Origin of the sequence: Bacillus sp. FSL R10-2201 (genome assembly GCF_038008665.1) — a bacterium.
In the GTDB taxonomy this organism is placed as follows: domain Bacteria; phylum Bacillota; class Bacilli; order Bacillales; family Bacillaceae_G; genus Bacillus_A; species Bacillus_A mycoides.
Genome location: NZ_JBBOZP010000001.1, coordinates 2,072,498 through 2,098,496 on the forward strand (window position 1 = coordinate 2,072,498; position 25,999 = coordinate 2,098,496).

The 25,999-nt window shown below is 35.1% G+C and carries 22 protein-coding genes and 2 other annotated features; of the genes, 18 read left to right on the forward strand and 4 right to left on the reverse strand.

All coding sequences use genetic code 11. The features are described 5' to 3' along the window. Positions 1–191: 191 nt before the first annotated feature. Positions 192–776, reverse strand: coding sequence for a hypothetical protein (locus NSQ69_RS10780; RefSeq protein ID WP_002165905.1), 585 nt, complete (start codon positions 774–776; stop codon positions 192–194). A 190-nt stretch (positions 777–966) separates the two neighbouring features. Here NSQ69_RS10780 and NSQ69_RS10785 point away from each other — a divergent pair, with 190 nt between their 5' ends. Further along, positions 967–1,116 carry a hypothetical protein gene (locus NSQ69_RS10785; protein ID WP_198957327.1) on the forward strand — a complete coding sequence of 50 codons (150 nt, stop codon included), beginning with the start codon at positions 967–969 and terminating at the stop codon, positions 1,114–1,116. 191 nt (positions 1,117–1,307) lie between these two features. Then, entirely contained in the window at positions 1,308–1,583 is a 276-nt protein-coding gene (locus tag NSQ69_RS10790; protein ID WP_002035358.1) for a stage V sporulation protein S, read from the forward strand. A 232-nt stretch (positions 1,584–1,815) separates the two neighbouring features. On the opposite strand, the gene NSQ69_RS10795 is transcribed toward NSQ69_RS10790, so the two are convergent. Further along, positions 1,816–2,553 (reverse strand): hypothetical protein, encoded by a 738-nt coding sequence (locus tag NSQ69_RS10795; protein ID WP_059038030.1) that lies wholly within the window; start codon positions 2,551–2,553, stop codon positions 1,816–1,818. Positions 2,554–2,662: 109 nt separating this feature from the next. Between NSQ69_RS10795 and NSQ69_RS10800 the strand changes: the two genes are divergently transcribed. The 15 genes from NSQ69_RS10800 to ileS all read left to right on the forward strand — a co-directional run bounded on the left by NSQ69_RS10800 (position 2,663) and on the right by ileS (position 22,417). Further along, positions 2,663–3,310 carry an HD domain-containing protein gene (locus tag NSQ69_RS10800; protein ID WP_002012557.1) on the forward strand — a complete coding sequence of 216 codons (648 nt, stop codon included), beginning with the start codon at positions 2,663–2,665 and terminating at the stop codon, positions 3,308–3,310. Beyond that, entirely contained in the window at positions 3,307–5,202 is a 1,896-nt protein-coding gene (locus tag NSQ69_RS10805) for an ABC-F family ATP-binding cassette domain-containing protein (protein WP_002127139.1), read from the forward strand. Before NSQ69_RS10800 ends, NSQ69_RS10805 begins: the two co-directional genes overlap by 4 nt. 75 nt (positions 5,203–5,277) lie before the next feature. Then, positions 5,278–6,009 carry a Bax inhibitor-1/YccA family protein gene (locus NSQ69_RS10810; RefSeq protein ID WP_016126856.1) on the forward strand — a complete coding sequence of 244 codons (732 nt, stop codon included), beginning with the start codon at positions 5,278–5,280 and terminating at the stop codon, positions 6,007–6,009. 94 nt (positions 6,010–6,103) lie between these two features. Then, the gene (locus NSQ69_RS10815) at positions 6,104–6,358 is read left to right on the forward strand and encodes a DUF4318 domain-containing protein (protein ID WP_002012563.1); all 255 of its coding nucleotides are present in this window, start codon (positions 6,104–6,106) and stop codon (positions 6,356–6,358) included. A gap of 161 nt (positions 6,359–6,519) precedes the next feature. Further along, complete coding sequence (locus tag NSQ69_RS10820; protein WP_002012564.1) at positions 6,520–6,858, forward strand: single-stranded DNA-binding protein; 339 nt, start codon at positions 6,520–6,522, stop codon at positions 6,856–6,858. Positions 6,859–7,013: 155 nt separating this feature from the next. Further along, positions 7,014–8,141 (forward strand): conserved virulence factor C family protein, encoded by a 1,128-nt coding sequence (locus NSQ69_RS10825; RefSeq protein ID WP_002012566.1) that lies wholly within the window; start codon positions 7,014–7,016, stop codon positions 8,139–8,141. Positions 8,142–8,144: 3 nt separating this feature from the next. Then, positions 8,145–8,528 (forward strand): thiol-disulfide oxidoreductase DCC family protein, encoded by a 384-nt coding sequence (locus NSQ69_RS10830; RefSeq protein ID WP_002085930.1) that lies wholly within the window; start codon positions 8,145–8,147, stop codon positions 8,526–8,528. Between the two features lie 82 nt (positions 8,529–8,610). Beyond that, positions 8,611–9,045 carry a BrxA/BrxB family bacilliredoxin gene (locus NSQ69_RS10835; RefSeq protein WP_002012568.1) on the forward strand — a complete coding sequence of 145 codons (435 nt, stop codon included), beginning with the start codon at positions 8,611–8,613 and terminating at the stop codon, positions 9,043–9,045. Positions 9,046–9,094: 49 nt separating this feature from the next. Next, complete coding sequence (locus NSQ69_RS10840; RefSeq protein ID WP_002168497.1) at positions 9,095–9,871, forward strand: class I SAM-dependent methyltransferase; 777 nt, start codon at positions 9,095–9,097, stop codon at positions 9,869–9,871. Between the two features lie 40 nt (positions 9,872–9,911). Beyond that, positions 9,912–10,126: a binding site (T-box leader), on the forward strand. 45 nt (positions 10,127–10,171) lie between these two features. Next, positions 10,172–11,860, forward strand: a complete 1,689-nt coding sequence (gene argS, locus NSQ69_RS10845; RefSeq protein ID WP_078203232.1) for an arginine--tRNA ligase — start codon at positions 10,172–10,174, stop codon at positions 11,858–11,860. Between the two features lie 134 nt (positions 11,861–11,994). Further along, a complete protein-coding gene (locus NSQ69_RS10850) occupies positions 11,995–12,336 on the forward strand; it encodes a DUF2085 domain-containing protein (protein ID WP_341099233.1) in 342 nt (113 codons plus the stop codon). A 345-nt stretch (positions 12,337–12,681) separates the two neighbouring features. Next, positions 12,682–13,566 (forward strand): class I SAM-dependent methyltransferase, encoded by an 885-nt coding sequence (locus NSQ69_RS10860; RefSeq protein ID WP_341099234.1) that lies wholly within the window; start codon positions 12,682–12,684, stop codon positions 13,564–13,566. Then, positions 13,560–14,354, forward strand: a complete 795-nt coding sequence (locus NSQ69_RS10865; protein WP_197236065.1) for an endonuclease/exonuclease/phosphatase family protein — start codon at positions 13,560–13,562, stop codon at positions 14,352–14,354. Before NSQ69_RS10860 ends, NSQ69_RS10865 begins: the two co-directional genes overlap by 7 nt. A 367-nt stretch (positions 14,355–14,721) precedes the next feature. Continuing rightward, positions 14,722–18,924, forward strand: coding sequence for a bacteriocin-processing peptidase family protein (locus tag NSQ69_RS10870; RefSeq protein WP_197236064.1), 4,203 nt, complete (start codon positions 14,722–14,724; stop codon positions 18,922–18,924). A 98-nt stretch (positions 18,925–19,022) separates the two neighbouring features. Next, positions 19,023–19,261 (forward strand) — a binding site (T-box leader). A gap of 54 nt (positions 19,262–19,315) precedes the next feature. Beyond that, positions 19,316–22,417: an isoleucine--tRNA ligase gene (gene ileS / locus NSQ69_RS10875; RefSeq protein WP_078206745.1), complete on the forward strand. Its 3,102-nt coding sequence runs from the start codon at positions 19,316–19,318 to the stop codon at positions 22,415–22,417. Positions 22,418–22,469: 52 nt separating this feature from the next. On the opposite strand, the gene NSQ69_RS10880 is transcribed toward ileS, so the two are convergent. Beyond that, positions 22,470–23,555 carry a DUF418 domain-containing protein gene (locus NSQ69_RS10880; RefSeq protein WP_033730156.1) on the reverse strand — a complete coding sequence of 362 codons (1,086 nt, stop codon included), beginning with the start codon at positions 23,553–23,555 and terminating at the stop codon, positions 22,470–22,472. Beyond that, on the reverse strand, positions 23,545–24,141 hold the full coding sequence (locus tag NSQ69_RS10885; protein WP_341099235.1) for a TetR/AcrR family transcriptional regulator: 597 nt from the start codon (positions 24,139–24,141) through the stop codon (positions 23,545–23,547). Before NSQ69_RS10885 ends, NSQ69_RS10880 begins: the two co-directional genes overlap by 11 nt. A gap of 327 nt (positions 24,142–24,468) precedes the next feature. Between NSQ69_RS10885 and NSQ69_RS10890 the strand changes: the two genes are divergently transcribed. Further along, the gene (locus NSQ69_RS10890; protein WP_002127175.1) at positions 24,469–25,980 is read left to right on the forward strand and encodes a M36 family metallopeptidase; all 1,512 of its coding nucleotides are present in this window, start codon (positions 24,469–24,471) and stop codon (positions 25,978–25,980) included. The last annotated feature ends 19 nt before the right edge of the window (positions 25,981–25,999 follow it).

Consider the following 25,999-nt stretch of genomic DNA (forward strand, 5'->3'; position numbering starts at 1 on the left):
GAATGAATCGGTTTTAATAAAAAAAGTGCCGAATTCTTGTGGCAGAAGGATTTCGGCACTTTTTCATGTTTATTAGATGAATAGAAAAGTGAAATGGGAGTTTATGTTCTATAAGAGGACGATAGGAATCAAAAAAACGTTATGCAATAAAAAAAGATACTAAATTAGTATCTGAATGTGAGGGAATAGTATTAACTTAGTTTTGTAACTGTTAATTCAACTGAATTTATACCATTATCACAAGTTACAATACTTTGATGATTGAAACCACTATTATTTCTAAGTTGAAGAGTTGAATTAGCAGGCACCGTAACAATAGTTTCGCCAACTAGTTGAAGGCATTCGTTATTTGATGAAGTATTCATTTGAAAAGCGAAATCACCTTGACTATTAGCAAGTGGATTATTATTTAAAAATATAGTTATGACTGGAATATGGGGAAATACAGGATTTAACGTAGTGTTAATACTTGAAATGAAAGAAATTCTATAATCACCAGCTTTACTAAATTGTATAGTAGTCGGATTTAATAAGGAAACTCCTCCTGCGAAAGGGCCAACGTGATTAAACGGAAAAGAACCGCCAAAAGGAACAGTTATAAACTCAGTTTGCCAAAAAGTGCCGTAAGCAGGCTTAGATGATTTATGTGAATGGTCGCATGAACATTTTTTATACGAACTGGAAGATTGATGACACGAACATTTTTTATATGAACTAGAAGAAGAGTGGCATGAAGATCTTTTATATGAACTTGAAGAATGATAGTATGAACCCAATATATTACCTCCTATTATTAATAAATGTATAACACATAGTAGTTTATGCAATCGAAAAGCAATTGGCGTGTATACTTGTCCATATATAAGGTAATAGATTTGGGATAAAAAGCTGGCATAATATAAAGTGCTCTAATGAGGAGATATAGTTTTCAAAAAAATGGAGTTAGAATATTCTATGTAATGAATTTTGGAGAAGAAAAGAGATGAATATTTAGCAGATAACTCTATCCAAGGTTTTAAAATGTTGAAGTATTTAAACTTTAAGATAGTATATCGCCAAAGTAAAGAAGAGAAGTATTTAAAGGACAGCATTTTAGTGAAACAGAGAAATGGATAAAGCGATGATTAAGTTTTTAACTTAGTCGTCGCTTTTTATTTATGTAGTTGTGCAGGAAGAAGGCAAAAAATATCGAATGAATGTAATTATACAGAATTGTTTGTATTTATTTCGAATAGTAGTTAAAGATACGTTAGTTATATTTCAAACAGTAAGAAAAGAGAGATTAAATAATAGAGGGAGCAACTTACATGGAAAATATATTAAAGGTATCCTCAAAATCAAGTCCGAATTCAGTGGCAGGTGCAATAGCGGGCGTACTAAGAGCAAGTGGCAAAGTAGAAATCCAAGTGATTGGAGCTGGTTCTTTAAATCAAGCGATTAAAGCAATTGCGATTGCAAGAGGTTTTGTAGCTCCAAGTGGCATTGACTTGGTTCTTGTTCCAGCGTTTCAAGAGGTTACTATCGATAATCAAGAAAGAACAGCAATCAAATTAATTGTAGGTCCTAGAAGGAGAAGGTCTTAATAGCGAGCATTAATATAAGGGGATTTGAAAAGGTCAATAGACTCCAAAAAGTTAGACACGTCATTTCATTTGACAGTTCCTTGGGCGTGGATACAGTATTGTACCGGATTTATGACTTTTAATTCCTCTTTATATTTAGCGGGTTTTTCTAGAAACTTAAAAATGCCAAATCCTTTGTGACATAAGGGATTTGGCATTTTTGAGGTTTTCATGTTTTTTAAAATCAACAATTCTAAAACTGCTCATTCTTCTCCCAAGATTCAACAATATAATGAGCAATCGTTGGGTTGAATCCTTTACCAACTAAGAACATAATTGCAGCAACCTCAGTTAAAGCGTGTTGATGTGATGTATGTTTTGCTTCATTTAAACCGTAATCTACCCAAGGTTTTACGAAATCTAGTACAGGTTTCTTTAAAGGTAAAAACTGTGTACCGACAACTTGTTGAATTTGTTGTTGTGTTGGTTCTGTAATAGGTCCTGGTGGTAAAATTTGTGGCTGTGTAATATCGAATGTTGGACCAGGCGGTAAAATTTGTGGTTGCGTCGGATCGATAGTTGGTGGTGCAGGTGGTGAGACACGTTGTTCGGAGTTTGGTTGATACATTGGCTGTTGTGGCTGATTTGCATATGGATTTTGCTGATATTGTTGTTCTTGGGTGCGCTGCGGTACATATGGATTTTGTTGTTCTTGAGTGTACTGAGTTGTGTATGGATTTTGCTGATATTGTTGTTCTTGAGTTGGTGATGCTGCATATGGGTTTTGAGGATATTCATAATTTGGACGTGTGTCATATGGATTTTGTTGATATTCAGCTCCTTGAGTTTGCGGTGTTGCGTATGGATTTTGTTCGTATTGTGGCTCTTGATGTTGTGTCTCTTGCTCCTCATATTGTTCGGCATATCTTTGTTCCTGATGTTGAGGGGAAAATGGTTGTTGTGGGTAAGGCGGTTGGTTATTATAGAACATTTTTATTCCTCCTTCATAATGATGCCTACCACCTAGTGTATGGGCGGACAAGAAAATATGTGATGAAAAAATGCGGGCGTGTTACAATAAGTAACTGGGTGAAGATAAAATGATAAAACAAGAAAAAATACAAAAAACAATAACTTTCGTAAAGCATATTTTAGAAAAAGATGCGAGTGGGCATGATTGGTATCATATTGAACGCGTACATAAATTGGCGATTTCTTTATCCGAGCAAGAAGGGGGAAATCGTTTTATAATTGAAATGGCAGCATTACTTCACGATGTAGCAGATGAGAAGTTAAATGAGAGTGAAGAAGCAGGAATGAAAAAAGTTTCTGATTGGTTAGAAGAGTTACGTGTTGAAGAAGATGAAAGTAAGCATGTTCTTCATATCATCGCCAATATGTCTTATAAGGGCGGTCATGGTGGCACAGTTGAGTCACTTGAAGGTAGAATTGTTCAAGATGCGGATCGTTTAGATGCTCTTGGTGCAATTGGAATAGCTCGAACGTTTGCATACGGAGGAGCGAAAGGGAGATTAATGTATGATCCAACTATCCCTCCTCGAGAAGTGATGACGAAAGATGAATATAGAAAAAATAATGATCCATCTTTAAATCATTTTTATGAAAAGCTTTTAAAACTAAAAGATTTAATGAACACGAACGCAGCAAAACAAGAGGCTGAAGTTCGTCATCGTTATATGGAACAGTTTATTGAACAATTTATGAAAGAGTGGAATGCACAAATATGAAAATGTTAACTGTGGAGAACTTATCGAAATCATACGGAGAAAAACCGTTATTTGATGGATTATCATGTAGTATTACAGAAGGACAACGTGTCGGAATTATCGGTGTAAACGGTACTGGTAAATCAACGTTATTAAAAATTATTGCAGGATTAGAAACTCCTGATACAGGTGATATGACGCATTCACGCGGATATACAATTAGTTATTTATCACAGCAACCAGAGTTTGATGAAAAACTAACAGTATTAGAGCAAGTGTTCCATGGTGATACACCTTTAATTCGTCTTCTTCGTGATTATGAACAATCGTTATTAAATATCGAAAAAGATCCAAGTAATGAAAAAGTACAGGAACAATTATTTGCAGTGCAGCAACGTATGGATGCGATGAGTGCATGGGAAGCAAATGCGAATGCAAAATCGTTATTAACGAAATTAGGAATTACTGATTTTACAGCAACTGTTGGAAACCTATCTGGTGGACAAAAAAAGCGTATTGCAATGGCGCAATGTTTTATTGAAACACCTGATTTATTAATTTTGGATGAGCCTACGAACCACCTTGACCATGAGACAGTTGAATGGTTAGAAGAATATTTAGCAAGATATACAGGTGCGGTATTACTTGTAACCCATGATCGTTATTTCTTAGATCGTGTGACAAACCGTATTTTTGAATTAGATAACGGTAAACTGTATAGCTACGAAGGAAACTACAGTACATTTTTAGAAGCGAAAGCACTTCGTGAAGAGCAGGAATCGGCACAAGAATCAAAACGCCAAAATTTATATCGTCGTGAACTTGCTTGGATTCGCCGTGGTGCAAAAGCCCGTTCTACGAAACAAAAGGCGCGTATTCAGCGTTTTGATGAGCTAAAGGGACAAGAAGGACCAGCAGCGAAGCAATCAGTTGATATTGCACTAAGTGGAAGTCGTTTAGGAAAGAAAGTACTTGAATTAAAAGATGTAACGAAAAAATTTGGTGATAAAACAGTATTACATAACTTTAATCATATTGTGAAGCCTGGTGATCGTATCGGAATCATCGGAGCAAATGGAAGCGGAAAATCATCACTATTAAATATGCTTGCAGGAAAATTCTCTCCTGATAGTGGTGAAATTGAAGTAGGACAAACTGTAAAAGTTGCCTATTATACGCAAGAAAATGAAGAGATGAATTTAAACCAGCGTATGATTGAATACATTAAAGAAATTGCGGAAGTTATTCATACGACAGATGGAAAAGTAATTGGCGCATCTCAAATGTTAGAACGTTTCTTATTCCTACCGCATTCACATGGAACAACGCTTGGTAAACTATCTGGTGGCGAAAGAAGACGGTTATATTTATTGCGTATTTTAATGGGAGAACCAAACGTACTATTACTTGATGAGCCTACGAATGATTTAGACACACAAACATTAACAGTGCTAGAAGATTATTTAGAAGATTTCCCAGGTGTCGTTTTAACTGTATCGCATGACCGTTACTTCTTAGATAAAGTAGTAGATGAATTGTTCATCTTTACTGGCGAAGGCGAAGTGCGTGAATTCCTAGGTAGTTATACAGAGTATTTAGAAATGGAAAAAACGAGAGAACTCATTGAGAAAGCAGAAGTTCAAAAGGAGAAAAAAGTAGTAGAAGAGGCTCCGAAACAACAACGTAAACGTAAACTTTCTTACAATGAGCAGCGTGAATGGGAAACAATTGAAGATACAATTGCACAACTAGAAGAGAAACTTGAATCAATTGGAGAAGAACTTACGAATGTTGGATCTGACTTCACAAAGGCCCAAGAATTATCTGAAGCAGGGCAGAAGATAGAAGAAGAGCTAGAAAAAACGATGGAACGATGGAGTGAACTATCCGACATCGTTGAAGGATTAAAATAAAAACAAGCTGCATATATTGAAAAGTAAAGAGAAAAACTTTACACTATTGGTAGAACCTATTTTAGGAGGGAAAAAATGAGAACATCTAATCCAATGTTGAAAAAAGAGGCATTCCGTAAAGAGGGAGCAAATACTTCTGCGATGACTATTGGCGGAACAGTAGGCAAAACGTTTATCATGCTTATCTTGCTGCTTGCAACGTCTGTCTATTCATACATACAGATGTCAAATGGTACGATGAAAATGCCAGTATTAATTGGTGCTTTAGTTATTGCGGCAATCGTTGCATTTGCATCTATCTTCTTCCCGCGCATATCACCAATTGGTGCACCGATTTATGCGGCAGTAGAAGGGGTAGTGTTAGGAAGTATTTCAGCAGTTTATGCAATGAAATTTCAGGATTCTATCGTTTTAAACGCTGTATTACTAACAATCTCAATTCTATTTGCGATGTTAGTTTTATATGCAACACGCGTAGTGAAGGTAACTGATAAATTCCGCACAGGTGTTATGGCAGCAACAATGGGAATTATGGTTATGTATTTAATCGTATTCTTATTAAACATGTTCGGTGTTTCTGTTCCATATATTCACCAAGGTGGAACAATTGGTATGATCATTAGTGCAGTTATTATTGTAGTTGCTGCATTAAATTTATTACTAGATTTCGATTTAATCGAAAATGGTGCACGTAGCCAAGCTCCAAAATATATGGAGTGGTACAGTGCAATGGGTCTAATGATGACGCTAGTATGGTTATATTTAGAAATTCTTCGTTTCGTTTCTTACTTTACGAAAAATGACTAATAAAAAATCCTGCATGAAATGTGCAGGTTTTTTTATTTTTAAAGATAAATTGAAAATATGGATGTTGGCGACTTAAATTGAAGGGGGATGGAATATGATGAAAGAGAAAAAAGGGATTATGAAAAAACTATTTTCTAAAAGTTTTTTCATAGAACTAGATGACGCTTTAACATATCCATCAGCAGAAGTTATTCGTTCAGCTATTGAAAGCTATGCGGCTAAATGTAATGAACAATTAAAAATTGAGAGTAAAGTTAAACCGATTACTTTCTACTTAGAAAATGTAATGTACCGCGCTGAAATAAAGATGGCCCGGGGAGGATATTACATATCTTGCAGTGAAGTATAATATTTTTGGAAACCTTACATGTTTATACTATGTAGGGTTTCTTTTTTTGATTTGTAAGATATAAAGTAATAATTTTTGCTTACAAACATATCATTTTGCGCTTTTTACCCTTCCAACATTTTTCTTTACAATGAAGAAAAATATGTGAGGTGGTATAACTTATGATGAATCGAGTTGTATTAATCGGTAGATTGACAAAGGAGCCAGAATTATACTACACAAAACAAGGTGTCGCTTATGCACGAATATGTGTTGCGGTGAATAGAGGTTTTCGAAATAGTTTAGGTGAGCAACAAGTAGATTTTATTAATTGTGTTGTATGGAGAAGGTCGGCTGAAAATGTAACAGAATATTGTACGAAAGGCTCACTTGTTGGGATTACAGGGCGTATTCATACGAGTAATTACGATGATGAACAAGGAAAGAGAGTATATAGAACTGAAGTTCTGATTGAGAATATTACATTTTTAGAGAGAAGGCGGGAGAGTGCATCGCAATAATATTAGAATTTTAATGATAGTTTCGGATTAATTAGGTGGAAAGAGAAAGTATGATGATGGGAAGAAATCAATAAAATTAAGCATCCGAGTAGGAGTATAAAGGGGTAACATGTTACAATACAGCTAAGAACACGCAATAAAGGAGAGTTTTTTACGTGAAGATTAAAGCAATTGAACCGACGCCAAGTCCAAATACAATGAAAGTTATTTTGAATGAAGTATTACCATCAGGAGCGCGTAATAATTATACAAATGAAAATAAAGAACAAGCACCAGTGCAAGTGCAAGAAATTTTGAAGATTGAAGGCATTAAAGGTGTGTATCATGTTGCAGACTTTTTAGCAGTGGAGCGAAATGCGAAGTATGACTGGAAAGTTTTATTACAACAAGTTCGTGCTGTTTTCGGTGAAGAAATAGTGGAAGAAAGCGAAGAACAACAACTTTCTCATTTTGGAGAAGTGAAAGTGTTTGTTCAAATGTTCTTTACAATTCCGATGCAAGTGAAGTTAACAGATGGAACCTCAGAAGAGCGTGTTGGTTTACCTGATCGTTTTAAAGAATCAATTATGAAAGTGCAAATGTCTGCACCTAACGTTGTGAAAGAGCGTAAGTGGGTAGAGCAAAGTACACGTTACGGTAATTTTGAAGAAATCGGGAAAGAAGTAGTAGAAGAAATTATTGCTGCTTATTCAGAAGAACGTGTAAATGAAACGGTTAAAGAATTATTAGATCAAGCAGGTGCTGTTGAAGTAACGATTCAAAAGCGTGAGCCATATAAAGTAACAGAAGAGATGATGAAAGATTCTGACTGGAAAAACCGTTTTGCAGCTTTAGAACAAATGGATCCAACGGAAGAAGATATGATGGTATTGAAAATGGCATTAGATGATGAGAAAGTATCTATCCGCCGTTTAGCAACAGCTTATTTAGGTATGGTAAAAGGTGAAGGAGTATTGCCGTTATTATATAAAGCGTTATTAGATCGTTCAGTAAGCGTTCGTCGTACAGCAGGAGATTGCTTATCAGACGTAGGTGATCCAGCAGCGATGTTCGTTATGATTAAATCTTTGAAAGATTCAAGTAAATTAGTACGCTGGCGTGCAGCAATGTTCTTATTTGAACTTGGTGATGAAAGTGCAATTCCGGCACTAAAAGCAGCAGAAGATGATCCGGAGTTTGAAGTGGCGATGCAAGCACGTTTAGCTTTAGAACGTATTGAAGGCGGCGAAGAAGCAAAAGGATCAGTATGGAAGCAAATGACGGAGTCTCGTAAAGGGGAATAGTTTATGATTGTTTTCTATGATAGTTGGTGCCCGATGTGTACGGCGGTTGCAGAACGTACGAAAAGATTAGATAAAAAGGGTAAGATGAAATTTGTTTCATTTCGAGATGAAGATGTAGTTGAGAAGTATGAACTTTCTCAAGAATTACAAAGTAAGATGGAACAAAGATTGTATATTTTAAAAAATAATAAGTGGTATGACGGAATTCATAGCATTAACGTATTAGCAAAGGCCGTTCCATCTTATTGGTTTGCAGTACCTTTTATAAAACTATCTATCGTACTTGGATTTGGAAGTAAAGTATACGATTATATTGCCAACAATAGAAAACTTGTCCCAGTTGGACACTGTCGTGAAGGGGTTTGTGAAATCCCTACAAAAAAATGAAATCATCGTTATCTTTCTTTTGCACCTATTAATAGAGCGTGATATGATAAATTTGGAATGAAAGTTGAAGGAGAGATACAAGATGTCAAATGCATATGAAGAATACATGCGTCAAATGGTAATTCCAATGCGCCAAGAGTTAGTGCGTTCTGGATTTGAAGAGTTAACTACAGAAGAAGCTGTAACAGAATTTATGGAGAATGCATCAGGTACAACTTTAGTAGTTGTAAACTCTGTTTGTGGTTGTGCAGCTGGTTTAGCACGCCCATCAGCAGGTCAAGCGGTTGTACGTGCTGAAAAACAACCTGATCATCTTGTAACTGTATTTGCAGGTCAAGATAAAGATGCTACTGTAAAAATGCGTGAATACTTCGGAGAAATTCCTCCATCTTCACCATCTATGGCATTACTAAAAGGAAAAGAAGTTGTTCACTTCATTCACCGTCATGAAATTGAAGGCGCAACAATGGACGAAATTATTACAAACTTAGAACAAGCTTTCGAAAAGAATTGCTAAAGTAGGGGGAGAGTGAATCTCCCTCTTTTCTTTATATAGAGGTGAAAAAATGATAGTAACAACAGCAGGAAGAACAAATAAAGAAATGAAAGATTATGCAAACAAGGTAGCAGCAGAATTAAATCTTTCTTTCGTTAAACGTAATGACATACCAGTACATAAACTGCATGAGCAGTATGAACAAGATGTACTTGTCGTAGGGAAAAATCGATTAGCCATTTATCCAAAAGGTACGGAAGAGTCGTTTTTCTTTCATCCAAACTCAGCGATGTTTCGTGTGAAAAGGTTAATGCGCGGAGAGCACGATCCGTTTGTACAAGCTGCTAAATTAGAGAGCGGAATGACAGTATTAGATTGTACGCTCGGTATGGCATCAGATAGTATTGTAGCTAGTTATATCGTTGGTGAGAACGGAAAAGTAACAGGGCTTGAAGGAAATGAATATATGGCTTACATCATGGGAAAAGGCTTGCAAACATGGTCTTCATTTGTTTCTGAAATTGATGAAGCAATGCAACAAATCGATGTGAAGCAAACGGAGCATTACGCATTTTTAACACAATGTGAAGATAATAGTTATGATGTCGTTTACCTTGATCCGATGTTTGAAGAAACTGTCATAGAATCAGATGGAATTAAAGGATTAAAACACTTCGCTTTGTATCATGATATTACTGACGAAACAATTGCGGAAGCGAAGCGTGTGGCGAGAAAGCGTGTCGTTCTGAAAGATCATTTCCGTAGTTCTAGATTTGAAAAACATAATTTTCACGTATACAAAAGAAAAAGTGCTAAGTTTCACTTTGGTGTAATTGACCCTTGCTAATTGTTTGAAAAGATGTATAATAAGCAATAATTAATTAAATATACTGTCGGTGATGAAGAGAGTAGTCTTTTTTTGAAGGAAAGCGAGCTAGGGATGGTGTGAGCCTAGTGCGGAAGAAAAAGATGAAGCGCACTTCGGAGATGCTTCTTGAACGAATAGTAGAGTAAGCCGAGGCCCCCTGTCCTCGTTATAAACGGGAAAGTGGTTCGTAATGAACAACAAGGGTGGTACCACGGGTTAAAACTCGTCTCTTTTTTAGAGACGAGTTTTTTGTGTTTTAAAAATTAAGGAGGTTGTAGTATGGATTATAAAACGCAGTTTGCGGAAAGTTTATCTAATATTTTCACGAATGAATTAACGCAAAACCAAATTTTAGATTTAATCGAAACGCCGAAACAAGATGAATTCGGAGATGCGGCATTTCCATGTTTTTCACTTGCGAAACAATATAAAAAATCACCAGCTATTATCGCAAAGGAAGTTGCGGAGAAATTAAGTGATCCATTTTTTACGAAAGTAGAGGCCGTTGGTCCTTACGTAAATGTATTTTTTAATCGTGAAATTGTAAGTGATGCAGTATTAAAAACGGTTTTAGCGGAGAAAGAAGAGTACGGTCAAAATCACTTTGGCTGTGAAAAAACGGTAGTTATTGATTATTCCTCTCCTAATATCGCGAAACCTTTTTCAATGGGGCATTTACGTTCTACAATGATTGGAAATTCACTGAAACATATTGCTGAAAAATGTGGTTATGAAGTTGTAGGAATTAATTATATTGGGGATTGGGGAACACAGTTTGGAAAGTTAATTACCGCCTATAAAAAATGGGGAAATGAAGCAGTAGTTAAAGAGGATCCAATACGTGAGTTATTTAAGTTATATGTTCAGTTTCATGAAGAAGCAAAAGAGAACAAAGAACTAGAAGAAGAAGGACGCTCATGGTTTAAAAAACTAGAAGAAGGAAATGAAGAAGCAGTCGAACTTTGGAATTGGTTCCGTCATGAGTCTTTAAAAGAATTTTCTCGTATTTATGAACTTCTCGGTGTGGAATTTACAAACTTTCAAGGAGAAGCTTTCTATAACGATAAAATGGAAGACTGTATTGGGATTTTAGAAGAGCACGATTTACTTGAAGAATCAGAAGGCGCATTAGTCGTTAATTTAGAAAAAGAAGGTATGCCGCCTTGCCTAATTAGAAAATCAGATGGTGCAACTATTTACGCAACGCGTGATTTAACAGCGGCATTGTATCGTCAAAACACATACGAATTTGATAAAGCGTTATATGTTGTAGGCCCAGAACAAAGCTTACATTTCAATCAATTTTTCACTGTATTAAAAAAGCTTGGTTATGACTGGGTCGATGGTATGGAACATGTACCGTTCGGGTTCATATTAAAAGATGGCAAGAAAATGTCGACACGTAAGGGCAGAATTATTTTATTAGAAGAAGTGTTAGAAGAAGCTGTTGCACTTGCGGAACAAAATATTGAAGAGAAAAATCCTAATTTAAAACAAAAAGAAGACGTGGCAAAACAAGTCGGTGTTGGAGCGGTTATCTTCCACGATTTAAAAAATGAGCGTATGCATAATATCGAATTCTCATTAGAAAATATGTTGAAATTTGAAGGAGAAACAGGACCATATGTGCAGTACACACATGCGCGTGCCTGCTCTATTTTAAGAAAAGAAAGTGTAGAATTTGAAACGTGTACTTTTGAATTAAAAGACGAGTACAGCTGGAGTGTAGTAAAATTACTCAATAAATTCCCGCAAGTAATTGAAGCGGCCTTCAACAAAAATGAGCCATCTACTATTTCAAAATACGTATTAGATGTAGCACAAGCGTTCAATAAATATTATGGAAATGTTCGTATATTAGAAGAGAACGAAGAGAAAGAGAGTAGACTCGCATTAGCTTACGCTGTGACGGTTGTATTAAAAGAGGGATTACGTTTACTTGGGGTAGGGGCACCTGAGGAGATGTAAATATGAAAAGAATTATTAAGAACTTAGTAATAAACTGACAAACCGGGTCTAGTATGAACCTGGTTTGTTTTTTTATTGGATATATAATTTTTTTGCAAAATCAATTAAAATCTATTTAGAGAGGGTGATTCATATTGATTCGAACTTTTATTTTACAAATTCCTTGTCATAGAAGATCGGAAAGAAGTTTCCTTAAACTACAAAAATACATACTTTTATGTGCGCGTTGTACAGGCATGCTTATCGGTATTTTAATGTTTCCAATTTATTTTTATATGACACCTTCGTTTCTACTTGCAATAATACTATCATTTTCCGCTCAAATTCCGTTACTTATTGATGGATTCACCCAAAAATGGAAATGGAGAAGCAGCACAAATTTACTAAGAGTAACGACCGGTTTATTAAGCGGTAATGGTATGGGGCTATTTATTGCCTCTAGCATTATATGGATAACATCTAAAAGCATATATTAATGGAAGGAGAACTTTACATGTTTTGAATTTACTCAGTTCTAATTCTTATTTCAGGAGGAAGCGGGATTAGTTTTCTCATTCATGAAAGAAATATAGAAGCAGTAATTGCTTTTGTTATTTGTACAATATTTATTGTGTTACTCTATTTTCACCTAAAAAGAAATGACGAACATAGAAACTGTGATTGCAGTACATTAGCTTGTACTGATTATACTGATTGTAATTGTTAAATTATGTGAGTGGGAAAGTTAGTGTATCGTTTAAGGTATACTAGCTTTTTTTATTAGAAGTGTAGGAATGTGACTATTAAATGGAGAACTTTAGTTTTGTATATAAAAGGAGGTGTTGGACCTGGAAGAGTATGATTGGAATAGTAAGCTAGCATATTTAAGAAATACGAGAGATTTATATTATAACGATGATTATTTAAGTTTTTTAGTCAATTCAGTTTGGAAGATTACTGATCCTATACATATTGTTGATTATGGTTGTGGATATGGTTATTTAGGTTTAATTTTGTTGCCTTTACTTCCAATTGGATCAAAGTATACAGGGATTGATAGGGGAGAAACATTAATAGCTGAAGCGAGAGAGTTGTTTCGTGCACTCCCATATGAAACAGAATTTATTGAGGGGGATGCGACAGAAATTGAATTGAAAAATAAATATGATATAGCTGTCAGTCATGCTTTCTTATTACATATGAGTTCCCCAAAAACGATGCTAGAGAAGATGATACATTCAATTAAACAAGGTGGTAAAATAATCTGTTTTGAACCACATTGGATGTCAAATATGTCTTCATACGTATTAGATGGAGAGAATCAATCGGAAATTATCCAGCTAGGTGTTTTGCAGAGATTATTTGAAAGAGATACACAGAGAAACGGTAAAGATGGAAATATCGGTATGAAAATACCTATGTATTTAAGTGAATTGGGTGTTAAAAATATTGAATGTAGAGTAAGTGATAAAGTGAATTTTTTAGATTCTAATTTAAATCAAAATGATAAGCAAGGATTATATAATTCTCTAAAAGAAGAGGGGATTACAGGCAATCCGGGTAATAAACAGCAATTTATAGAACGTTTAATGAGTCGGGGATTAACATTTGCTGAAGCGCTCGCTCAATATGAAGCAGAACTACGATTTTTTGAAGTGTTTCATATACATGCATCTTTAGTTTATGCTCCGAATATGAAAATTACATTTGGTGAAATAAAATGTTAAATTGTAGTGATGTAATTCGAATTGCTACTTTCAATATATGGAATCACGAGAGTTTTTGGTTTGAGAGATTAGAAGCCATTTGTGAGGAGGTTCGCAATATTTCCCCGCATATTTTTGCTCTACAGGAAGTGGGAAGTTGTGCTAAGTATGAATTGAAGAAAAATGTTGCGCAGTATATAGCGGATCAATCTGGATATCCGGTCTGTGTATTTAAAGAGTATCCAGATTCTCCAGAGGAAGGCCTAGCTTTTTTAAGTAAAGTTCCTATTTTAGCTGAAGAAGCTATTTGGGAAACAGATATAGAGGAATCGAATTATTGTGCCATTCGAATTATGTTAAAATATAAAGAGTATAAGCTCGGGATAACGAATGTTCATTTAAATTGGAAATCTAGTAAGGTAAGAAAAGAGCAATTGGATACGGTGAATAATTGGATTAAAAACAGAGGTAGTGGCTACGAATTATTATGTGGTGATTTTAATGATGAACCACATTCAGGGGTGCATCAATACTTAATAAGTAATCAATGGATAGACGTGGCTCAGCTTAAAGAAAATCAAGATAACATTCTTGCTCAGCCAACTTTAGATTATGGAAAGAATACAAATTTAATAGGGGATGAAAAGCAAGAAGAACGATATGATTGGATTTTGATACAAGAGAAGGATTCGTTTGAATCTCTAAATATAGAAAATGTATCTGTATTTGGAGATTTAGCATTAACTTCATCACACGTATTTCCAAGTGATCATTACGGTGTTTTTATAGATTTAAAATTTGATAAGTGAAATAAAAGATAGGATGATTGTCATTTTTTTAGGTAAATCGATATATCTTATCAAATCGTTGATCTATTGTAAGTTACAATAGATATTCAGGAAATCGTTAATATAATTTCATCCACTGAATGAAGCCTCAAAAAAGAAGATAAAACCCATCTTCGAATAGTATATGTTATTTCATCAAATTAAACAAAATAACGAGAAAAAGTATCGTTTTTAAGATATTTAGTTATAAACTTGAATAATATTAAATAATATCGTTCATTATATGAGGTTTTAGTTGAATGCATACTATATGATGTGTAAAATCTAAGCAAGTAGGTTAGAATACTGCTTGCAAATGGCAGTATAAATAATAATTTGAGGTGAATGCATGCTAGATTTTAAGCAATTAGAGATTTGTTTGAAAGAAAAGAGATTCCTAGATGGATTACATGAGATAAATAATGAAATTGCGCATATAAAAGAAACGAATAAGTTATCATACGTGAAGAACTGGCTTTCTAACGTCTCGTCACCTAAGGAGTTTGATACATTAATTCGTCTTGCTGATGAAGGTTTGATGCATCAATATAGCTCCTTTTTAATTCGTTATACTTATAAAAAATTCCCAAATATGAGAACGCTCTCTTTATATTGTGATGAATTAATTGATGAGCGTAAAATCCTTGATGCTGAACAATTGTTAAAAGATTCTTTGGAAAAGGTAAATGAAGAGGAAACTGATGCGGATGTTTTAACGAAAACATACTTTACGTTAGTTAGATGTTTGCTAGATATGAAGCGAAATGAAGAGGCCTATGCCTATATGCAAAAGGCGGAAAAGCATAGTACGCGTGCAGTTTTTGATAAATGGGGTTACTTATATATACAGACTGGTGAGTGGGAGAAGGCAGAGGAACAACTTTTATCCGGTCAGCAGCATAAAGATTGTGAAGAGTTAGCTACGTACTTATTGGCGCAATTATATGCATATAAAGGTGAACAGCAGCGAGCGTTACAACTCATTAATGATGCGATTGCAAAGTTCCCTCAAGTACCATATTTCTATTTTGAAAAAGTAAAATATTTATTAGATTTAGAGCGCTATGAAGAAATGTTAGCGGTAATAGATAAAATCAATCATATGCTTCCGCATCATGCATATACAACTTATTTTATACATTTACGTGCAGAAGCATTTTATAAAATGAATAATATTCACGATTTGCAAGCACTATTGAAAAGTGAAAAGAGTTTAAAAAATTCTCTATATCATCATATAGAAAAAAATCCTGATGGAAAAAAGGTTCGTTTACCGATAGTTCCGGTTGTACAAAAGGATAACTATTGCGTTCCGACAAGTTTGGAAATGATGTTAGGGGTATGGGGAGAAAAACGTACGCAAGATGAAATTGCACAACATATTTTTGATGTAACAGGTTCTAAGTTTTCAGATACAGTTACATATATAGAAGAGCAAGGTTACGAATATCGTTATTTTCAAGGGAATGAGGAAAATTATAAGAGATTACTCAATCAAGGTATTCCCGTTTTATTAAGTATAGATATTGAGCACGCTTCCCATGTACAAGTGCTTTCTGGTTATGACGATGTACTGCAAGCTTTTTATATTCAAGATCCGAATTTCTTGGAACCGATTCTTGTGGAATATGATAAGTTGCAAGAAAAATATCGTTATACAGATTGTTTAGCTATTACGTTTATACCAAAAGATAGAATGGAACAACTTTCATTTTTAAATGAGAAAGAACACACTTATTATAAAACAATCTTTTCTCTTACAGATCATTTAGGTGAGCAAGATAAAGAGGGAATTGAAAAGTTAGTACTATTTTTAAAAGAAACAAGTGAAAACCCAAACACTTGGTTATATACGATTAAACATTTAGATGCTGAAGTAGATAAAGATTTTATTCAGTTTTGTATAGAAAAATTAATGAAAAAGTTTCCGAGCTCTGACTTTGTGAAATTGCATAGTGCACAGTGTTTTATTCGTCTGCAGGATATGGAAAAAGCAGGACAGATGCTTCAAAGTGTGGAGAAGAAAAGCAATCAAGCGTTGTATCATTTTATAAATGGACGTTATTCTTTTGAGCAAGATAATTATGCAGAATCGATTGCTAGTTTTCGTTCATCATTACAATTGGATGCAGATCAACCAGTTGCGTGGAGTTTCTTAGCATTATCATACATGTATATGGATCAATCCGAAAAGGGGCTAGAGTATTCTCTAACAGCTATAGAACGTAGTCCAGAAAGGTTTACACTTGTAAATCACGGTTTAATTTTAATAGATTTAGAACGATATGAAGAAGCATATGGATTCTTTAATGATTTATTAAAAGAATATAAATATGAAGCGCACATATGGTATGAACGTGCAAGATGTGCTCAGTATTTAGGGAAAGTGTATTTGGCGGTAAAAGGACTTAAAGTGGCGATTCAATTAGATAAAACAGCAGCCTATTTATATACGAAGCTTTCGGAAATCTATGAATCGGATTTGGATGATGAGAAAAATACGAAGGAAATTCTATTACAAGGAATTCAAAATTGTGAAGATCAGGCGTCTTTATATGTTCGTTTAGGAGATTTTCATTTTCAAAATGATGAACTTGAAGAAGCGGAAACTATATATAAGCGTTCTTTAGAAGAAAATAATGAAGATGTATATTCTCATTTCGGTTTAATTCAAGTTTATATGGCAAAGGAACAATATAAGGATGCAAAAAACTATATTGTCAGTATTAATAAGCAATTTGAAGACAATCAAGATTTCCTTATGAATGCTGGTATGGTGTTATGGGATGCTGAAATGGCATTAGGTGAGGATGAAAAAGAGTTAAAACTTGCACTTTCTAAATTAGAGAACGGTATACGAAGCGTATACGCTAATATAGCGAGCGTGTTGGATGAGTATGTAAATCGAATAAAAGACACAGCTTTTGTGCAACGAGGCATAGCATTTTTAAGAACGTTAGAAAAAGAAAAAGAGGATGTAATTGAATACGGTTGTTACGCAGGTGTTTTATATGAATCTATTGGACAGTATGATCAGGCGATAAAACGGTATAATGATGCACTTAAGAAAAAACAAGATTCATTGCCGTATTTCCGTATCGGTGAAACATTCATGGCGTTAGGGCAATTTCAAGAAGCAAAGCATGCGTATGAAACATGTTTAGAAAGAGATAAGAACTTCTTAGGTGTACATTTGCAGCTTGCTGAAATATACGAAAAAGAAGAGAATCGTTCCAAAGAACAAAAGCATATGGTCCAGGCGATGAAAGAAGAACCAATGCATATAAATATGGAATATTTAGCGCAGCTTTCAGTAGAAATGAATCTTCAGGAAGAATTGCTAGTTGAACTAGAAAAATTGGAGGAAGAAGTTCCTGAAACATGGCGTTTAGATGCGATTGCATACGTGTTTGGCGCGATGAATGACATAGATAAAGAAAAAGAATATATCGAATGCGCAATGAAAATAGATGAAGCGCATGTGGAAGTACTATATCATTATGCGAAATTGCTAGTTAAAAAGCAGAGTGCAGAAGCAATCGAAGTTGCGCTGAAAGTAATGCATAAAGATTTGGAAAGTGAACGTATTTTTGGTGTGTACGTAAAAGCAATGGAACAACATAAAAAATTATCCCAGATACGAGACGTACTTCATACGCTAAAGGTGAAAAAAGCAGAAAGAAGTATAGCGTTTATGTATGCAGCTACTGCGGTTGCCGAAAGATTAGTAGAAAGACAGCAAAATGAGCAACCGAAAAAATCTATATTTACAAGAGCATTTTATCGCATGAAAAATCGTGCGAAGGAAATTTCAATGATTACAGTTGTTATCGATTTATTTGAAATCTCCTTAAAGTTAAATCCGAAAAATAGTATGGCAGCGCAGCGTTTCGCAATATTTTATGAGAATGCGGCGATGAATGAAGAAGCTATAGAGGTTTTACAAACATCGTTAGAAAATAAGTGGGATTATGATGTAGCGAAGCAACTTGTAAATCTTTTCATTGAGTGTGAAGAAGAAGATATGTTACGAGATGCTTTTGAATTAACGAAACAAATGGTTCGCGAGCTACCGGATGATTATGATACACTTCTTCTACAAGCGAATGTATTATGTAAGCTAGGCGAAGAAAGAAAAGCCGAAAAAATTCACTTGCAATTAATTGAGAAAACGCCATTTGTAAGTAGAGGATTCCTTGCTTTAGCAGAAATATATCAAAGTCAAGAGAGAATTGAGGACTCGATTCAGTTATTAGAAGACGCTTCTGTACATCATCCAAATGAAACAGCAATTCTTCTTGCTTTAGCATCTTCGTATCATAGAGCTGGGCAAACGACAAAGGCAGAAAAAATAACAAGTGAAATATTAGCAATTGATGCTACTGACTTGCTAGCAAGATACGATCATGCTTGTTATTTAACATCATTAAACAGAAATGAAGAGGCAAAAGATGAACTTGAAATTGTGCTTCGTGAAGATGAAACAGGATTTTTCGCTGAACTTGCAGAGGAAGATGAAGTTTTAGCAGGATTGCGAGAATTTGAAAAGTGATTGTATAAGAATAGAGAAAAAGGGTATAAATAAAAATATATTTCGAATTAGTTGACAATTAATTGTTTAATGGCATAAAATAACTTTTAATAAAGTATACAAATCTGAAGACGAGAAAGAGTAAAATAGTGAGCTGTTCTCCAGAGAGCCGGTGTATTGCTGAGAGCCGGTGTGCAGACGTTATTTGAAAATCATCTCCGAGGAGCCGTGGCTGAATAAAGTAAGCTCGGACGGATGTCTACCGTTACAAAGAACGCGTATATTAGTACGTTGCTAAGTGCTATTAGTGAAAAGCTAATAGAATTAGGGTGGTAACGCGGGTAAACCCGTCCCTACTTCATAGGGGCGGGTTTTTTGTGTGCTTTTAAAACATTCAAAGGAGTGATTGTACATGAAGAAAGTAGATGTAAAAGAGTCAGCTGTAGGGAGAGAAACACGTATTCGTAAGCAGTGGAACGAACAGGGCATTTTTGAACAATCAATTCAGAATAGAGAAGGCGCACAATCGTTTGTGTTTTATGAAGGACCACCAACGGCGAACGGTTTACCACACGTCGGCCATGCACTTGGTCGGGCAATTAAAGATTTAGTAGCAAGATATAAAACGATGGCTGGATATAAAGTGTTAAGAAAAGCTGGCTGGGATACACATGGATTACCTGTAGAATTAGGCGTTGAAAAACAACTTGGTATTTCAGGTAAGCATGAGATTGAAGAGTACGGCATTGAGCCATTTATTCAAAAGTGTAAAGAGAGTGTATTCACATATGAGAAGCAGTGGCGTGAATTTACGGAGAGCATTGGATATTGGGTAGATATGGATGATCCATACGTTACTCTAGAGAATCCATATATCGAAAGTGTATGGAATATTTTAGGGACGATTCATGAAAAAGGCTTGTTATATAAAGGGCATAGAGTTTCACCGTACTGTCCAAGCTGTCAAACATCGCTTAGTTCACATGAAGTTGCACAAGGATATAAAACAGTGAAAGATTTAAGCGCAACGGTTAAGTTTAAAGTAAAAGATAGTGAAAATGAATATTTCCTTGGATGGACGACAACGCCGTGGACACTTCCAGCGAATGTTGCACTTGCCGTACATCCAAATATGGAATACGTTAAAGCGAAACAAGAAGGGTATGTATACATTGTTGCGAAAGAGCGTGTACAAGAAGTACTAAAAGAAAACTATGAAGTATTATCCGTTCATAAAGGCGAAGAATTAGTAAACACATCTTATACAGCACCGTTTCCGATGAAGGAAGTTACAAATGGGTACCACGTAATTGCAGCAGATTTTGTAACTGCAGATAGTGGTACAGGACTCGTTCATATCGCTCCAGCATATGGGGAGGACGATTATAAAGTCGTTCAAAGTGAAGGATTGTCGTTCTTACATGTTGTAGATGAGAAAGGTGAGTATACGGATGCAGTACCATTTCTTAAAGGTAAGTTTGTAAAAGAATGTGACGTTGATATCGTTCGTTATTTAGCTAAAGAAGGTTTGCTATATCATAAAGAAAAATATGAACATAGCTATCCGCATTGCTGGCGCTGTGATTCACCATTACTTTATTATGCAGGAGAAAGCTGGTTAATCCGAACAACTGAGATTAAAGAAACATTTTTACGAAATAATGATTCTGTTAAGTGGTATCCAGACCATATGAAGCATGGACGGTTTGGTAAGTTTTTAGAAAACATGGTGGACTGGAATATTAGCCGGAATAGATATTGGGGAACACCGTTAAACGTATGGGAATGTGAAAGCTGCGATCATCAATTCTCACCGAAAAGCATCGCCGAATTAAGAAAGCATAGTACGAAAGAAACACCTGAAGATTTAGAATTGCATAAGCCGTATGTAGATGAAGTGCAAGTTTGCTGCGAAAAATGCGGAAGTACAATGAATCGTACACCAGAAGTAATCGATGTTTGGTTTGATAGTGGTTCCATGCCGTTTGCACAATATCATTATCCATTTGAAAATAAAGAGTTATTTGAAGAACAGTTTCCAGCAGATGTAATTGCAGAGGGAATTGATCAAACACGCGGCTGGTTTTATAGTTTATTAGCAGTATCAGCACTATATACAGGAAAAGTACCTTATAAACGAGTGTTATCACTAGGGCATGTTCTAGACGAGGAAGGACAGAAAATGTCTAAAAGTAAAGGAAATGCACTAGATCCAGTTGATTTAGTAAATCAGTTTGGTGCAGATGCTTTAAGATGGGCTCTACTTGTTGACAGTGCTCCGTGGAATGCAAAGCGTTTTTCTGAAAGAACAGTACTGGAAGCAAAATCTAAATTTGTAGATACGTTAGTCAATGTATATAGCTTCTACGTTTTATATGCAAATTTAGATGAGTATAATCCGGAAGAAAAGTATGAAGTTAAACGTACGAAATTAGATGAATGGGTATTATCAAGATTGCATAGCACAACGAAAAAAGTGAGAACAGCACTTGATGATTATCAATTTACGAATGCAGCTCGTGAAATCGCGGCGCTTGTAGATGAAGTGAGTAACTGGTACGTAAGACGATCACGTAATCGTTTCTGGGAATCTGGTATGAATCCTGAAAAAGCAGCTGCGTATGAAACGCTTCATGAAGTGCTTGTAACAATTAGTAAATTAATCGCACCATTTACACCGTTTGTAGCTGAGGATATTCATCTGAATTTAGAAGGAAGCAGCGTTCATTTAGCAGATTATCCGGTTGTAAACGAATCACTTATCCAGCCTGAGTTAGAAGCAGAAATGGATGCTGTTTTACAAGTTGTTGAACTTGGAAGAAGTAATCGTAATCAACATTCATTAAAAGTAAAACAGCCGTTAGCAGAACTTGTATTACTAGCGCATAATGAAAATGATATGGATTGGGAATCTTATCGTGATATCATCATGGATGAGCTAAATGTAAAAGCGTTCCATGTTGAACGCGATGAAACGAAATACACGTCCTATCAATTAAAGCTGAATTTTAAAACGGCTGGGCCGAAGTTTGGTAAAAGTGTGAATGCAGTAAATGGCTGGCTAAAACAATTATCAAAAGAAGAAGTACAACACTTTGTATCTACAGAAAGAGCAGTTTACGAAGTAGCACCAGGAGAAGAAGTAGTTGTAACAGCTGAAGATGTATTAGTAGAGAAAGTTGCGAAATCAGGATTTTCAAATACGACTAACGGTCAATATACGGTAATGTTAGATACGAATGTAACGGAAGAATTGTTACAAGAAGGAGTAGCACGTGAATTTATTCGTGCAGTTCAAGAATATCGTAAGCAGTTGAATTTACCAGTTAATTTACGAGTGGATGTAATTCTTGATACAGAAGAAGAACTACAGCAAACGTTAACGAATCATAAAGATTTATTGGAAGAAAACTTACTCGTCAAGCAATTTACATTTGGTCACTTAACGAATGAGGACGATGAACTTTCTTTAGGTGAGACAAAGATCCGAATTAAATTAAACGCGGCTAATTAAAGAAAAAAGGAAGTTGGAATCATTCCAACTTCCTTTTTTGTATGAAGATAAATTAATCAGTTATTTTCCGCATAACCCATTCGATAGGTCCTCTAGAAAAATTCCTTCGCCATAATACGCTAAATAAAATACTGAAAATGAAAAATGCAGTAGCAAATAATAAAACGAAAAGTAGTGTTTGATGTTCCATACGATTTAATACAATCAATGCGCCAATACCGATAAATACATGACTTACATAATGCGTTAATGTTAATTGTCCTGTTTGTATAATGGAAGTAACAAACCAATTATTTTCATATTTTTCAGCAATGTAGAGGCAAATTATTAATATAGCAATAGCAGATCCTGTAGCGGATGCGACGTATAATATATTGGGTAAAATGGGTCCTGTGTTAAACAAAAATGTAGAGGCTGCTTCACCAATGTATGGGATAAAAAGGTGTGTTAACCCTTTTGATAATAGCTCTATAATTACGGTTACTGTTAAACCCAGTAAGAACAACCAATGTCTAATTTTCCTATTATGAAGATCTAACCTGCCAATTATCATACCGATTAAGAAGAAAGAAAACCATGGGAAAATAGGGTGATAGCCATTAAAAAATAAGTTGCGAAGAAAACCTGTTAAGGTCCAAAAGTCTATATAGTTTATAAATGGGATTGTGCCTCCCCATCCTTCGAAGGCGTTGAAAGTAAGTTGGAGATATTGTGCAGCAAGTAAAATAATGATAGAAAGCCATATTAGTATAGTTCTTCGTACAGTAATTAGTAATGCAGCGATGAAAAGGTAAACGCCGTAGTAGTGTAAAATATCACCCGTCCATTCCATTACATACAATAATAATCCTAAAATAAATAAGAATAGTGATCGTTTCCAAATCAATATTCGGCTGGTATTGATTTTTATTTTCTCTTGGCTAGCAACAGATGATTTAGTCATTAAAGTTATGCCAATCCCAGCAAGTATAACAAACAAGGCAGAAGCTCTACCTTCAAAAAGCGTCATAAAGGTTTTTAACAGAGGAGGCCCATTTCCTTCCGCCCCTGTTATCACCATGAAATTAACTAGTAACATTCCAAACATTGCCCACGCTCTAGCAAAATCTAAGCCGAAAATTCGTTTTTTAGTTTTCATACGAATCACTTCTTTCGAATATACTGTGGACAGCTTCAATCCATATTTGTTTATAATTCATATTTACATCAAACATCATGAAGTTTCCGATATTATCAAGTACTAATGCTAACATATGAGCTTTTGAAACTAGATTTTTATTTTGAATGAGTTGAAGTTCATTTGCTTTTGTTAGGAGTGATTCAAATCCGTTTAAATATTCTGTTTGCACAGTTAGTAATCGATCTTTGTACATATCGTTTCTTGAAGATAGTAATACATATTCTTGTAATACACGATTAAAATAAGGATCTTTCTGTTGTTCGTTTATCATTTTAAAGCCAATTTCAACACATTTCTCAATGAAATTCTCTTTCGTAAACTCTTCTGTATGAAAGAATGAGGAGAACTGCATCGCTGCACATAATTCATTAAAAATACTTTCAATTAATGCATCTTTAGATTTAAAGTAATAATAAATAGATGGCTTGGCAATACCAACTTCTTCAGCAATCATTGTATAGGTCGTTTTGGCAATGCCGTGACCGGCAAATAGTCGATAACTTGCTTCGACTATGGAAGAGAGTGTTTCTTCACTTTTACGCATAATAAATCCTCCCAATAAAAAAGGTTAATTAAAGTGTATCATTCATTAAGGTCTTTTTCAACCTACCGTTAGGTAAAAAATAACCTATTTTTCAATACATTATTTTGGTGAAATATAGTTAATCGAAGTGGGAAATAAATATATTTCTAAAGTATTGTTCTCATTTTATACATAATTATTGAGAAAATTTCACTCACCATAAATGTGAAGGTAATAGAATTGCTCGTATAGAATTACTCGTAGATTCAATTTATCTCGTTACTTGTGGACAGTAATAGCTTTATAGGAATGGGGTAAAGGATTCAATTTATTAGGGGGAGTGGTTTTATGTTAAACAAAAAAATGGTGGCAATGGCAATGACTGTGCCATTAGTAATGGGGACGATTTCTACGGTTTCGGCATTGGAAAAACAACAGCAAGTAAAGCTAGAAGCTTATTCACCACAGAAAAAAGCAATTGAATATTTAAAAGGACATGCTACGGAATATGGATTGAAGGCAGACCTTTCAGACTTGCAATATATTTCTACAACAGAAACATCAGTAGCTTCATATGTTAGGTTCCAACAAGTGGTCAATGGTGCGCCTGTATTTTCAAAACAAATTACAGTTACTCTTAACGGAGAGGGAAAAGGCTTACTTGCGGTTTCTGATTATCAGCCTGTTACAGGTGTGAAGGAAGTTACGAAAAAAATTAGTGAAAAAGATGCAGAACAAAAATCGATGGCGTATGTTGGAGGAGAAAGTGAGCAAAACTTATGGGCTCCTACAGAAAAAGAATTCGGATATATTGTTGAAGAGGGAGTCGCTATTCCTGTATATAAAGTGGTAGTCCATTCTAATAATCCATTCGGTGCATGGGAAACATTCATTGATGCGGAAAATGGAAAGTTAATTAAAAAAGTTGATATAAACCGAAAAGCAGAAGGAACAGGAAAAGTATTTTTACCTAACCCTGTCGTATCTAGTGGAAGTTTAGCAGGGTTAAAAGATAATAATGATGCAGATTCAACAGCATTAACGAATCAATTGAAAACTGTTACGTTAAAAGGTTTAGATGGTACAGGATTTTTAATTGGTGAGTATGTTACGATTTCTTCAAAAGCGAAGACGAAATCTACAAACTTACAATTTAACTATACACGTGCAAATGATAGTTTTGAAGATGTTATGTCATATTATCATATTGATACATTACAGCGTTACATTCAAGGATTAGGCTTTCAAAATATTAATAAACGTTCGATTAAAGTGAATGTAAATGGTACAACTGACGATAATTCATTCTATTCTCCATCAACGAAAGCTTTAACCTTCGGTACTGGCGGAGTAGATGATGCAGAAGATGCTGGCATTATTGCGCATGAATATGGTCATTCTATTCAAGATAATCAAGTGCCAGGCTTCGGAAGTTCACCAGAAGGTGGAGCGATGGGAGAAGGATTTGGAGATTTCTTAGGTGCTACTTATGAAGATGCAGTTTCGACAACAGGATACGGGAAAGCATGCATTGGAGAATGGGATGCGGCTGCTTATTCTAGTTCAGATCCGACGTGCTTACGCCGATTAGATACGAATAAAGTATACCCGAAAGATATAACGAATGAAGTGCATAATGATGGGGAAATTTGGGCTCAAGGTCAATACGAAATGGCGCAATCTTTTGGACGTGATGTAGCAACAAAAATTATTTTACAATCACATTGGTCATTAACGCCAAATGCGAAATTCCGTGATGGAGCGAAAGCAATTAAGCAAGCGGATGCTCTTTTATACGGCGGACAACACGCGACTGAAATTGATCGCATTTGGGCAGCGAGAGGGATTAGTACGAATTAATATAAAAAGTCGTGGCGTT